Source organism: Ignavibacteriales bacterium, from assembly GCA_016709155.1.
In the GTDB taxonomy this organism is placed as follows: Bacteria; Bacteroidota; Ignavibacteria; order Ignavibacteriales; family Ignavibacteriaceae; genus JADJEI01.
The window spans coordinates 1,820,331-1,834,097 of sequence record JADJEI010000001.1 but is presented as its reverse complement, the minus strand read 5'-3'; the positions used below and the strand labels follow the sequence as shown (position 1 = coordinate 1,834,097).

Below are 13,767 nucleotides of genomic sequence, written 5' to 3'. Positions count from 1 at the left end.
TTACTTTTGAATTAACATATCGCTATAAGAAACTTTTATCAATTCATCTTCGGCAATTTTAAAAAGATCAAGATAAAATTTACACTGTTCAAAAAGTTTATCTTTCTCAATAGTTCCTTCTTTATTGATAGCTTCAATTTCGACAAAAGTTCCTAAATCTTTTACGCTGTCTAAATGAAATTTCACATTATCAATAAAATAAATTTCTCTTGTTTTATCTACAACAGTAAGTATACCTAAAGCATTAGTCAAAATTTCTTTTAAAGAAGATTTGGGATTTGAGTTAAACAGAGTTACATCAGATTCTTTCGGACCGGATTTGTTTTCTCTTTGATAATGGATCAAATGATTTTCTATTTCACCCTCCCTGAGTTTAAGTCTTCCGGAGTTCACTTTGAAATAAGTATCAATCTGATGATCCGTACCAATAAAATCAGCATGATTGTCCTTTAATATTTTTCTGATTTCAGAATGATTATCTGATCGCGCTTTTATTTCAATAATTGTGTGCTGCATATAAACCGAAGAAATGATTTGTAATGTAAAGAAATTAGTTGATCAGGAATGAAAGTAATTTTAATAGACTTCTGATGGCAATACCACTGAATAAATTATTTTTTTAACCCCGCCTTTAGTGAAGAAAGATTTCCATTTTCTTTTTTTTAATAACTCTTTTTGAGCATTGGATTTTTATGCTCTTTCCCAAAATACCAAACATCAAATAATCTTTTTTCTTTTGTATTCACTATCTATTGGTCGTCAATAGCCACGGGTTAGCCCGCAAACCCAAATTATAATTGTTTTTTTGTTGACCACGATGGCCAACCATTTGAAGCCCAAATCTTTTGGATTAAATCTTCATACAATTCTAAAAACTCGATTGCACGCGATAAGACAGGGCAAATGCAAATAAATTCCTGATCACATTTTACGGATACTTTGTAATTAAATTATGTTATTCGTTTTTATTTGTTCAATTCGCATCACTGTTACAGTTGATATTCGCCATTCATTCTTCATCTCCCAATATCCATTTTGATTAATCTGGGTTTCGATGTCATCTATTTTCTTTTGACTTATCAACTTTATAACCTTTTAGTATACAATTTGCGGGCTAACGTAGTTGTTTTTAAGCCGCCGCCCATAACTGCAATCTAGCTTTGAAAACGAACGCTAATAATTATTTACAATTTTGACTTCAGGAAATTATTTAAACTTTCGAACCATTGCAATCTTTTAACTACCGATTCTATACTTTTTCGACAGTCTGGTTATATTGCCATAATTATTCTTTAAGAATCAATTCAAATAATTTTTCATATTTATATTTTTCAAATACTTCAATTATTTTCATATCTGAACTAATGACCATTATTACATCTTTCATATTTTTAACTTTGTCTTCTGATTTTACATCGGATTTGCTGTTTGAATACTTACCATCAATTAAATGGCAAAATATGGTCCCCTCAATTTCAATTTTATATTCGTATATAATTTCCAATTAATACTTGGATTAGTATTCTGAAAAATTAAAGTGGAAATTAGATCTTTTTGACTATAAGTACCACTAAATTTTATACTATCGTTCCTTATAATAACATCTAATATGCAATCTGGATGCTGATAATATTTATTAATTTCTTTAACTTGTTTTAGTAATAATCCTTTTGATATTTGTAACATATTAATTCTTTTTAATCTAGCATTTTCAAGCAATTTGTTCTCTTTTTCAATTTCATTTGTTTTGTTAGTTTCAATTTGTGATAAAGCACTAAGAACATGTTTGTCATAATTTTTAATTTCTAATGCTTTTCTACAGATTAGTTCGGCTTCAGAAAAAAAACCTTCTGTTATAAATTTGTAGGCAATATTGCTCATAGCCAGAGTCTCGCCAAGTTCTTCTGATTTACGGTAGGCACTGATTGCCTTATTAGGAAACTTTAACTGAGAAGCAGTTACGCCATAATTATTCCAATAAGATGATCCTTCATCAAAATGTTTTGTGAGAAAATTATAATGATAGTATGCCATTTCATTATTATTTACTTCAGAATATCTATAAGCAAGATCAAATCTAAAAGTGCTATTTAATGGAAAATCATTTAAAGCGGCTTCCAGAATAAGAAAATACAAATAATCATCCTTTTGCAACTTAGCAAGTTGAGAAATAGTGCTATAGAATATTTCTCTAAATGTTCCATTTTCATCTAGAGAAAGCAAAGTTGCAACAAAATCTTTATAATCTTTTTTTTCACTTTTCTGATAACTTATTATTGCTGAAGATAAATTTTTAATCTTTTTTTTAGTTTCTTCACAATTTTGATAGGCTGCATAAAAATGATTGTAAGCAAAATCATATTGTTCACATCTTTGATATATTTCTCCAATCATTTCATTAATTTCATGACTATTTGGATATTCTTTAAGTATCTGTTTCATTTCTTCTAAACTATCTTTTTTGTTCCCCAAGACATAATAATAATAAAGTGATTTAGCTTTAAAAACTTGCATGTCTTCTCTATTATCTTGACAATATTTGATAGTATATTTTTCAATTATTTCTTTTACTCTATCGTCATCCTTGAGTAATATTGTACCGATCAAACCTTTCAAAAATTCATCTTTACTCCAATCATTTTTTATTTCTATTTGATATTTTTCTTTCGATTCTTCAATGGATTCTGTTTCCTTCATAACTAATGGCTGTTCCTTTTTATCAGAAACAGTAACTATTTCTTTATCTACTTTGGGTAATAAATTTTGTATCATTTCCAAAATTTTCTTGAACACCTTTTCAGGATTTTCTCTCTCAAATTCGATGTATTCTAAATTACCTTGTAGACCACCAGGTTGCCGTAAACCAGTTTCAACTAATAATATTATTTTCATTTCTCGACCAAAAGCACAACCAATTTCTTGTATTATCCAATCAGATGTTTTCCACTCATAGTCTTCATTTTTTAAATGAAAATGGTTCTGATTAAAAATAGACTTCTTCAGCTGCAAATTCTTTATCACTCTTTCTTTTTTAGTACATATACCAATAAATGTGTTAGCCTCTTTCATCTTTTGCAACACTTTATTTGATAAAATATCAACTTCAGCTTTTTCTGCATGATCCCAACTGAAAGATATATTCAGATCTCTTATAGTATTAAATATTTCAAGAAATTTTGTAACGATTGTTTTGTCACTATCATCAAAACTATGACCGATAAATGCTTTAATTGTTTCCATAATACCTCTGGCTATATAATTCTTACTTAACCCGCCTAATTGCTTAATAACATTCCGACGGGGGGAATGTTATCTACCGTTAAAAATTTAATTTTCATTCTGTTTTCTAATCTTTTTGCAGGATATCATTCCATATTTAGAGAATGTTATCAAGAGGACTTTTTACTCCCGTTCTTGTCTTCAAAACAAGTTTACCTAAATTTTCTATACTATTTTCCAATTCCACAAAAACATCCTCATTTGTTTGGTTTAATTTATTAACTGCTTTTGCCAATGTCAAATAATTCTTAAAACTTATTTGATTATTTTATAGGTTGATGGTGGTGGGTTGGTGGTGGTGGGTTGGTGGTGGTGGGTTGGTGGTGGTGGGTTGTTTGTGGTGGTTGTTGGTTGGTTAAGATATTTTTCTAATTTTTTTGCTTTGGCATTGCTATTAGTTAAATATTTACAGGTAATTTTTGCACAAGCCATTATTTTTAAAAGAAATAATCCTGGTTTTTTTTAGAAATAATTTTGTTTTTTCCCGCTGCAAATAGATTTATTGCAATTTTATGAATATTTATTTGGGTTTCAGCCGCGTTTATTTGAGTTTCAGCAGCTTTTATTTGGGTTTCAGCCACGTTTATTTGAGTTTCAGAAGCATTTATTTAAGTTTCAGCGGTGTTTACTTGGGTTTCAGTGGTGTTTACTTGGGTTTCAGCCGTATTTAATTGAATTTCTTGATCATTAAATTGTATTATTTTTTGAAATTATTCGATTTTTATCAGTTTTTATACCCTAATTAATTTCTAATATTGTAATATACAGATTTATTAAGAGTTAAATTTTACTAAAAATTGGTTTGGCACAGTTATTGGTGCTTCTAAATTGTTCGTCAATTAAAGATCATAATGCTAGCAATGAAATTTAATTTGAGGGACTAAATAATTTAATAATAAAAAAAAGGTTATAAAATGTCACACTCAACTTACTTGCCCCCTACTTATGACGGGCAAGATACATGGGCAGAAAACTTCGCAACGAAGCTGCCCTCACACTCAGCAGCGCTGGGTCTTTCTCCGGCACAGCAGACAGCATTATTAACAGCAATAACGAATATGCGCACTGCTTACGCCACACAAAAATCAACCGAAACATCCTTTCATTCAAGTGTTCAAGATGCAATTGCTAAAAGAGCGATCGCATTAAATCAACCGGGCGGTGTTAGGAAAATGGTGAATTTGATGAAGGCAAGCCCCAATTACACATTAGCAATTGGTGAGGATCTCGGTATCGAAAATTCTAATCCTGAGCCTAATCCTAATGATTTGCAGGCTACTATAAAAGCACAAAGCTTGCCTCTTAATAAGGTAAAAATCCATTGCAAGCTGCAGGGAGCTGATGCTTACAATATCTATTGTAAACGCGGCACTGAAACAAATCCTGTGCTTATTGCTACATCTGTTACCCCGTGGTATCTGGATGAACGTGCCAATCTAAATGGCGCTCCTGAAAGACGCGAGTATTTTAATGTACTTGTAATTAAGAATCAGGAAATAGGTATCGTCTCCCCCACTCTAATAGTAATAGTCGGATAAAATAACCCCCCTAAAAAAAACTTAAGTTAAAAATGAACAACAGTTCAATCACCTAAAAGGCGGTCAGTTATAAAAAGCTGATCGCCTTTTTAATTAACAGTAAAAAATTATTAATTAAGAATGGGAGAAAAACACAGCAGTACAATGGTTCACTGATGGCATTGCCATGATGCTCATGATTTTTTATGATCTTAATGAATCATAAATAATCAGTCTGATCAGCGTACTATTGAATTTAAAACTAAACTTTGAGTTGTACGAGAGCGTCATCCTTCGATGGCAAAGCCACAGGCATGCTCACCCTTCGATGGCAAAGCCACAGGCATGCTCACCCTTCGATGGCAAAGCCACAAGCATGCTCATCCTTCGATGGCAAAGCCACAGGCATGCTCATCCTTCGACAAGCTCAGGATGACAGATGGAATTGAATAGCGAATTTTTGTAGTTGGATTAAAAGGATTGGGATAATTCTGCTCAAGTGTGAACTTAACCGGAGTTTCATCTTCATCATCTATTGCGGGCGGGTAAAAAATAAAAGAGTATGTTTTTGGCTCGGTCTAATGGGGATTAATTTCTACCACAATTTTTTATTATTTGCTTTTTGGATTTTAGAATGATAAGTCTAAGTTTGAAGTGGAAAATAATTAACAACTTTTGGCAGTTGCGATATTTTCGGGTTTAATTATTTATTGGGCAATTTATTTGTGGGCGTAATTTGGAATATGTGAGTTTTGTTTTGTTTGTTTCTATGTTATGGTTTAAGCCTCCGTTAAAAAAATCGCCGGGTTATTTCTTTCCTCATTTTACTTCATCACGCAGCCTGTTTTCTCTTTTAATCTATTTATTTCTAAAAAATCATTTCTACACTTTTCAGAGGAGTCTCTAATGAAAACATTATTGTTGGTATTGCTTCCTTTCTTTGTCTATGCACAAAATCCCTACCCTGATACAATCTTTTTAATGGATGGGAGAAGTTATCCCTGCCTTATCACAAAAGCTAATGAGTCGAAGGTTGAATTTATTTATATGAATGAACAGACCGAGTCTGTTATTCTTCTTGCAATAGATAAAATTAGTTTGCAGAATATGGGCGATATTTACTCTAAAGATGGCGGTTATAAAAATGATATGAATGAGATAGAAAATTATATTTCTGAAAGGATGGATAGATTAGATAATGAGAGACAAGCAAGCGATGAATTAAAAAGATTATCAATGATTAAAGAAAAGAATACTGATCAGAAGGATAGAGTAATTGAAATTGAAGAAGTCTTTGATAAAAAAATAAGTCCGATAGAAAATGACTGGTCTTTTGGTGTTTTGTATGTGCCGTATTATTCGGGGAATTACTATACCGTTATTCGAAAAGTACAGCCCGACGATTATTTATACACATATATTAATTCAAGAAACGAAACGAATATGGAGGCGCAGCTTACTTATCTCCTTATAAAAAATTTACGGGTAACTTTAGATGTATCTTACTCTTCTTCGTTTGCTGAATCAAGATATGAGACACACAATGGCTATTCAGACACTACATATAGTTATGGAAATATATCTACAATGGGATTAAAACTGTTTGATTTCAGCATAGGCTTAAAATATTATTTTAAAGATATTATAAAAGGCAAAGTCAGTGCGTTCGTACTTGCAGGTGCCGGCAAACAATTTTCAATAGTTGAAGATAAAATTGAAAATTTTTTCCCGCCTGTAGATCCGGGTTATACTTCAGAAGATAATATTGAAGAATACCTCAAGGGATTGAATTCCCCCTGGCATTTTAATTTTGGATTTGGCGCCGAGTACTTCTTTAACGAATCTTTATCACTAACTTCAAACATCAGGTTCATATATTCATCTTTAAGTTCTAACTATGATTATAGATATGTCAGCGAGTATCAGACGATTACAGATGTCACAGATATTTCGATGTCGGAATTTGCTACCCGTGTTGGTCTGGGATTGAATTTTTATTTTTAACTTGTCCATAAATTGAAAGGGACATTTATTATGAGGAAAATAAATTTTATCATCATACTGAATATTACCTTTATAATTATTTCGCTTTCAGATGTAAGTTTATCTCAAAGTTTACCGACGAACAAGCAGGACACAATATTAAGCGATACATCTGAAGCCGTAATTGTAAAAGATGCTTTCCGGGTTAATTCTTCCGAGGGCGAATATGGGGCTGATCAGTCCGGAATAAGAACTGCAATTGATGGAGAGGGTAACTTTGCATTTGTGTGGATTGATCAACGCCATAATGATTATAGTATTTACTGTCAATTCTATAACCAAAATAAAGAAAGGATCGGAGATAATATTAAGGTTAATGATAGCACCCAAACTTCCTTATTCACTCCGGCAATAGATGCGAATGTTAATGGCGATTTTGTAATTGCCTGGGTTCGGGATGCTTATAATATAGAGGTACAGAGATTTAACAACATTGGACAGAAAATAGGTTCAAGTATCAATATTAATTTGGGTGAAAATAGTATAGCCTCTTCACCCGATGTTGCTGTTAATTCTGATGGATCATTTGTAATCACCTGGGTAGCATACAGTACATCCTCTTACAGAATTTATTCGAGGTTTGTTAGTGCCTCAAATAATCTGTCATATAATAATACTATTATTAATGATTCTTCGATTTTATTTCCTTTGTTTGAATGGCGAAACTCAATTGATGTGGATGGGGGCGGTAATTATTATGTTGCCTGGAATTCATCAAAAAGCGATTCTATACAAATAATTCTTCAGAAGATAAATTCTAATGGCAGTAGAGAAGGAAGCAATATTATTTTCACCGCCGGTAGTGTAACTTCATTTATTGGTGATCTACAAATAAAAGCTTTAAATAATGGAAACTATTTAATTGCCTGGTTCGAAAGACTTTCATCAGAAAATTTTAGTAAAATAAAATTTAGGATTTTCAATTCAAATACAAATTCATTTTCTAATATTTCTAATATTACATACACAAGTTCTGGATTGAAAGTAATAGATATATCTACGGATCGGGATAGTACTTTCTATATGGTTTTTGGGGATTACCAAAATGCTCTTTCTGTAGAGATCAACATCTTGGGAGAGCTTAAGTATTCCTTTTTTATATTTCATTTTAATACGGATTATCCGATCCTGCCATTCAGTCATTGTTTAACCAATGTAGTAAATGATTCTTTTTATCTTGCAGCAGTTTATTCGAACGTGGGTAATTATGATCTTGGCTTTCAAAAATTTGCAAGTAATTTTTATTCCTCAAATGAATTTGAAAAAATAAATGATGATACATCAAACGCCGATCAAAAAAACTCTTTAGTAAAATTCAATAACAAAGGAGAATCTATTATAGTTTGGGAAGATCAGCGCAACGGCGGCAAAGATTTATATGCACAGGTTTATGATCCATTGTTCAATCCAATCGGGGGAAACATCCGGATAAATGAAGGGACGAACACAGAAACTTTAGAGATAAAAAAATCTATTGGTTCATTTTCAGATGGAACTTTTGTCATTGGTTTTAATAGCCAGGACGAAAGCTACATTTCAAATTTTTATCTGCAGCGTGTAAGTACAACGGGAGAAAAAGTAGGAAGTAATGTATTTGTAAAAACTAACACCTCCTATCCGGAAGATGATTTTTCTTTTGGTATAAATAATAACGATGAATTATTATTCTGCTGGTATGATAATGATTATGCAGCAATAAGGCGCATTAACTCAGAACTAACTTTTATTTCTTCTTCCAAAACGATAAAACAAACTCCCGGCAATATATCCTTTAATCCCATTAAAGTTTCGATAGACACTTCTTTAAATATATTATTAACATGGAAATACTATTACGATTCGCTTATAACTACAGATAAGGCTATTTACGGAGAATCTTATAACAAATATGGTGATTTAGTTGAAAGTCAATTTACAATTGATTACTCTTATTTAGATTCATATTATTTAAACCTTGTTTGCAAAAATGATGGATTAAATGCAGTTATTTTATTTCAAAAAGATTATAACCAGTACAATTTGGTAAGGAGATACAATGACGGCGGCATATATAAATTCACTGATCCCATAAATTCTACTTCATCCTTTTTAAAGTACAACATTCTGAAATTTGAGAACAAAAAAACCTTGCTGGCTATTAATGAAGAGTCAAAAGCATTCGCATTTTATGCAAATGATAACTATCGCCAGAACCAGTTTTATCATTTGTATAATTATCCTGAAGATAACTATACTTTCGAATCACGTCCGATCAGCGTTGATTGTTATGACGATAATTTTATTTTGTCTTACGAAACTGCTGTTAGTTACACCGGTGAAGATATCTGGTCAAGCATCGTAAAAGTTGATTCCTTGAATATGGGGGAGGAATTTTTTTTCACCCCGCCCAAAACAGACTTCTTGTATAACAATTTCCCCAACCCTTTTAATCCAACGACAAAAATTGTTTATGAAATATTAGCTTATCATCAAGTTAAACTTTCTATTTTAAATATACTTGGCGAGGAAGTAAAAGTTTTGGTAAATGAAAATCAGGAAAAAGGTTTATATGAAGTTAATTTTGACGCTGCAGGTTTGGCTTCGGGGGTTTATTTCTGCAAGCTTGAGGCTTTTAATACAACCGTTAAAAAAATGATGGTGTTAAAATAATTTTCGTTATTTAGTCACTGAAGTTCCCGTTTAAGGGTATCATTCAAAATATCTTCATACTTCAAATCGTAGGATTCGGCTTTCAGCAGGAACTTTGTGTACTTATGCTGCGGTGAAGAAAAAACTATTTCTGTTTTTCCCTGTTCAACTATTTTGCCTTTGTAAAGAATAATTACTTCGTCGGCAAGTTTTCTTAAAATTTTAAGACTGTGTGCAATGCAAATTAGCGTAGTGCCTAATTCCTTATTAATCTTTTTAAAGAGATTTAGAAAGTTTAATTGAGATTCAGGATCCTGTGCGGAGAATGGTTCATCGAGTATAATGAGTTTTGGGTTTACGGCAAGTATTCTTGCAAGCGCCACGCGCTGCTGCTGCCCCCCGCTTAGCTGATAACATCTGCGCTGCAAAAGGTTTTCTTCAATATCCACTATTTGCATCAGCCCTTTCAATTCTAATGATTGATTGTTTTTCTTTCTTCCAATCGCTAATGCCTCGCTTAAAATATTTTCTACTTTACGGTAAGGATTTAATAACTCGCCGTTATTTTGAAATAAAATCTGAATGCGGTTTTTTATTCCTTCTGCAGAAGTATTAAAAATAATTTCGCCTGAATCAGGAATATTTAAGCCGCATAAAATTTTAGCAAGCGTAGTTTTACCGCTTCCGGATTCTCCGGCGATGCCGAGTATTTTTCCTTCGTCCAGAGTGAAAGAAATATTATCGAGAATAATTTTCTTTTCAGAAATATCATTCACAGTGTAAGTCAATTCTTTAACGGATAATATAGTTTTCACAGCAACTCTCTGTATGCTGATAATAAATTGTCCTCGTTAATACTTACTTCATTGAGTAACGATTCTGCCGGTACAAATTCAGATAAACTGTTATCTTTTAATAACGCAATTTTTCCCCCAGCCTTTACGGCAAAATCAATATCCTGTGTAATCATTAAAATCGAATGATCAGCTTGAGAGATGAACTCCTTCATCTTGAGCAAAAAAAGATTTGCAACGCCGACATCTATCCCGGAAGTAGGTTCGTCCATAATTATCAGCGAAGGATTAGCGATTAAAGCCAGCACAAACATTAGTCTTTGCGCCATTCCGCCGCTTAATTCATAAGGAAACATTGAACTAATTTTATTACGGGAAGGAAGTCGAAAGTATTCTAAAGTTTTTTCAGTTTCAAAGTTATCGCAATCAATTAACGAAAAATAATATCCTAATTTTTTCAGCGGGTCAAAGCAATTTATAGCATCCTGAAAAACATATTTTATTTTACTGAGCCGAAGCACATTCATTTTATCATCGGCAGCTAAAAAAAGATTTTCATTCTCAAAAATGATTTTACCGTTTACTTCAAAATATATTTCATCCAGTAATTTTGTCAATGCCTTTACTAAAGTAGTTTTTCCGCTTCCATTCTTACCAATGATTGTAAAAATATGATTTGCAGGTAAGGTAAAATTAATATTCTGAAGGAGCAGTTTTTTTTGGCTGCTGCCCTTTAGAAATATTTTATCAAGAGCGACTTTAAGCATTCTGAAAATAGAATTGATTTTTGGTTTTGTTCAACAAAATAATAAATTAACAGTAAACATATAAACTTTACTTTTAAAGGATTGTATCCACCGTGAAATACATCTTGATTTTTATTGCAGCATTGTTGGTTGGTTTTTCATCTTGTCAAAATGAATCTGTTGTAATAAACGATCGTGTAGTTATTGCGGTTGGAGAAGACATCGAATCCTTAAACCCTCTCTATTCATTTTCCGGCACAGAATCAAATATAGTCGAACTTCTTTTTTTATCCTTAGTTCAGCACCGATGGGATAATTCAAAATCGAATATTGTTTCTTATCCGATGGCAGCAGAAAGCTGGAGTTGGAATAACGACAGTACCGAGCTGACAATTGAATTACGCAATGATATCTTGTGGACCGACAATGAGATGCTCACAACTGAAGATGTTATTTATTCTTTTGATCTTTATTCCGATCCTGCAGTTGAGAGCAGACTGTTCGGAACGTTCGATAATTTTTATACCGAAGAAAACCAACACATTGATATAAATAAATCATTTGAAATAATTTCTCCCTATAAAATGATTGTCAGATTTAAACCTCATTCAAATCCGAATTTATTTGACATTGGTATTCCTCTTCTTCCAAAACATATTTTAGAAAAATATAAAAGAGGCGATCTGCCGACTGCAGAATTTAATTTCAAGCCCGTAAGCAATGGACCCTTTAAGTTAAAAAACTGGGATAGAAACTCAGCTATAATACTGACTTCGGATTCCACTTCATTTTTATACGATAAAAAAAATATTAGTGATCTTATTTTTAAAATTATCCCTGATTACAACAACAGAATAAGTCAGCTACGCAGCGGAGAAGTAGATTTGCTGGAAGACATAAAAAGTGAGGACGCAAATAATTTTAAAAAGTTAAAAGGTTTTTCTGTTGGACCAATCAAAGGGAGGCAGTATGATTTTATTGGTTTAAGCAACATAGACAATGAAGAATATAACCGCACTAAAAAAATTAAACCCCACCCGCTTTGGGGAGATAAAGAAATCCGAAAAGCTTTGACTATGGCTGTAAACAGGCAGGAAATATTAACTGAATTTCTTGGTGGTTATGGTCAGCTTGCTTACAGCCCTGTTACAAATATTTTTAATACTTCATCCGATTCGTCTATTTCACCCTACCAATATAATTTATCAGAGGCAAAAAATATTTTGAAAAAACAGGGATGGAAAGATTCGGATAATAATGGGATCATTGAAAAAAACGGTAAAGAATTTTCAATTAAATTATTTGTACCGGCGGGTAACCCTCTTCGGGAATTCGCGGGAACTGTTATAAAGAATAATCTTCGTGAGGCAGGGGTAGATGTTCAAATTCAAACTTTGGAATTAGGAGTGTTCATTGAAAATGTTATGTCAAGAAAAATTGATGCATTCATGGCGGGTTGGTCAGTTCCAATTCCAATTGAATTAAAGCCCTATTGGTATTCTGATCTTGATGAAAGTCCTTTAAATATAGTCGGTTATTCAAATAAGGAGGCAGATCAAATATTAGACGCTCTTGGTTTTTCAATGAGCGAAAAAAAATATATTGATTTACTTCACAGATTTGAAATGATAATGCACGAAGATCAGCCTGTTATATTCCTTTACTGGATTGATAATGTTGTCGTTTACAATTCAAGGATCAAAAACCTTTCCATTGATCCGCTCGGCGTTATTCATCAATGCTGGGAATGGAATCTTGAAAAGTAGATCAACATGACAAACACTCCGGTGAAATTAGTGCTTAAAAGATTGTTATCATCAATCACGGTAATGTTTTTATTGATTACGATGATCTTCATACTTTTAAGAATATCGCCCGGAAGTTTTACACAAAAATTCATTTCCCCCGATCTAAACCCCGCCCTTGCCGAGCAGGTAAACACTTCATTTGGATTGAATGAGCCCATCCTGCTGCAGTATAAAAATTTCCTAACGAATTTAATCAGGGGAGATTTCGGAGTATCATACAGTTTTCGTGAACCCGTTTCAACTGTTATTTTCAGGCATCTCCCCTTAACAGCGGTGATCGCATTTTTAAGCTTTCTAATTCAAATCTTTATCGGAATACTTCTCGCAAGTTTTGTATTAAAGAAAAGCAGAGTAAAGCTTGATAAGTTTTTTTCTTCTGCAAGTATTTTCATTTTTGCTCTCCCCTCATTTGTGGTGGGTGTTTTTTTACTGATGATATTTTCAGACCTAACAGGACTATTTCCCTCCTCGGGAATCAAATCATTCGATTTCGACCAATATAATTTTATAGGAAAGCTGCTTGATTATCTTCATCATTTAGTTCTTCCCGTGTTCACAATTTCATTAGGAGGCACAGCGCTTTTTTATAAATATGCCTCGGATAATATGAAGGAAATATCAACAAAATATTTTATCACGAACTTACGTGCAAATGGTGTTGGGGAAAAAACAATAATTCTAAAACACATCATTCCCAATTCTATTTCACCATTAATTTCTGCAGCGGGTGTAGAACTCGGAATATTGCTTGGAGGCACTTTAATTACTGAAGTTATTTTTTCTCTTCCGGGAATGGGGAGGTTAACAGTAAATGCTATTCTTCAAAGAGATTATCCATTAGTAATTGGCTGCGTCTTTATTTCGGGTGTGCTAATTATTCTAAGTAATTTTTTAGCTGACCTGATAAAAGGCAAGCTGGATAAACGTATGATTAAAGAAATGCTTGGTTAAA

At 32.6% G+C, this 13,767-nt stretch carries 13 protein-coding genes; 6 read left to right on the top strand and 7 right to left on the bottom strand.

Annotated elements, in window-relative coordinates; translation table 11 throughout:
* From IPH11_08735 to IPH11_08715, 5 genes are all read right to left on the bottom strand, one after another.
* Entirely contained in the window at positions 1-516 is a 516-nt protein-coding gene (locus IPH11_08735; GenBank protein ID MBK6913742.1) for a class IV adenylate cyclase, read from the bottom strand.
* A gap of 429 nt (positions 517-945) precedes the next feature.
* Positions 946-1,083, bottom strand: a complete 138-nt coding sequence (locus IPH11_08730) for a hypothetical protein (protein MBK6913741.1) — start codon at positions 1,081-1,083, stop codon at positions 946-948.
* A gap of 363 nt (positions 1,084-1,446) precedes the next feature.
* Positions 1,447-3,240, bottom strand: coding sequence for a hypothetical protein (locus IPH11_08725; protein ID MBK6913740.1), 1,794 nt, complete (start codon positions 3,238-3,240; stop codon positions 1,447-1,449).
* A gap of 136 nt (positions 3,241-3,376) precedes the next feature.
* On the bottom strand, positions 3,377-3,514 hold the full coding sequence (locus tag IPH11_08720) for a hypothetical protein (GenBank protein MBK6913739.1): 138 nt from the start codon (positions 3,512-3,514) through the stop codon (positions 3,377-3,379).
* A gap of 20 nt (positions 3,515-3,534) precedes the next feature.
* Entirely contained in the window at positions 3,535-3,711 is a 177-nt protein-coding gene (locus IPH11_08715; protein MBK6913738.1) for a hypothetical protein, read from the bottom strand.
* A 482-nt stretch (positions 3,712-4,193) separates the two neighbouring features.
* Here IPH11_08715 and IPH11_08710 point away from each other — a divergent pair, with 482 nt between their 5' ends.
* The 4 genes from IPH11_08710 to IPH11_08695 all read left to right on the top strand — a co-directional run bounded on the left by IPH11_08710 (position 4,194) and on the right by IPH11_08695 (position 9,488).
* Entirely contained in the window at positions 4,194-4,817 is a 624-nt protein-coding gene (locus IPH11_08710) for a hypothetical protein (protein MBK6913737.1), read from the top strand.
* 276 nt (positions 4,818-5,093) lie between these two features.
* Positions 5,094-5,249, top strand: a complete 156-nt coding sequence (locus tag IPH11_08705; GenBank protein ID MBK6913736.1) for a hypothetical protein — start codon at positions 5,094-5,096, stop codon at positions 5,247-5,249.
* A gap of 453 nt (positions 5,250-5,702) precedes the next feature.
* The gene (locus IPH11_08700; GenBank protein ID MBK6913735.1) at positions 5,703-6,800 is read left to right on the top strand and encodes a hypothetical protein; all 1,098 of its coding nucleotides are present in this window, start codon (positions 5,703-5,705) and stop codon (positions 6,798-6,800) included.
* A gap of 30 nt (positions 6,801-6,830) precedes the next feature.
* Positions 6,831-9,488 (top strand): T9SS type A sorting domain-containing protein, encoded by a 2,658-nt coding sequence (locus tag IPH11_08695; GenBank protein ID MBK6913734.1) that lies wholly within the window; start codon positions 6,831-6,833, stop codon positions 9,486-9,488.
* A 14-nt stretch (positions 9,489-9,502) separates the two neighbouring features.
* Here the strand turns inward: IPH11_08695 and IPH11_08690 are convergent, their stop codons facing one another.
* Both IPH11_08690 and IPH11_08685 read right to left on the bottom strand, forming a co-directional pair.
* Positions 9,503-10,282 carry an ABC transporter ATP-binding protein gene (locus tag IPH11_08690; protein ID MBK6913733.1) on the bottom strand — a complete coding sequence of 260 codons (780 nt, stop codon included), beginning with the start codon at positions 10,280-10,282 and terminating at the stop codon, positions 9,503-9,505.
* Complete coding sequence (locus tag IPH11_08685) at positions 10,279-11,028, bottom strand: ABC transporter ATP-binding protein (protein ID MBK6913732.1); 750 nt, start codon at positions 11,026-11,028, stop codon at positions 10,279-10,281. Before IPH11_08685 ends, IPH11_08690 begins: the two co-directional genes overlap by 4 nt.
* 92 nt (positions 11,029-11,120) lie before the next feature.
* On the opposite strand from IPH11_08685, the gene IPH11_08680 reads away from it, so the two are divergent.
* Both IPH11_08680 and IPH11_08675 read left to right on the top strand, forming a co-directional pair.
* Positions 11,121-12,773, top strand: a complete 1,653-nt coding sequence (locus IPH11_08680) for a hypothetical protein (protein ID MBK6913731.1) — start codon at positions 11,121-11,123, stop codon at positions 12,771-12,773.
* Positions 12,774-12,779: 6 nt separating this feature from the next.
* Entirely contained in the window at positions 12,780-13,766 is a 987-nt protein-coding gene (locus tag IPH11_08675; protein MBK6913730.1) for an ABC transporter permease, read from the top strand.
* Position 13,767: the final 1 nt, after the last annotated feature.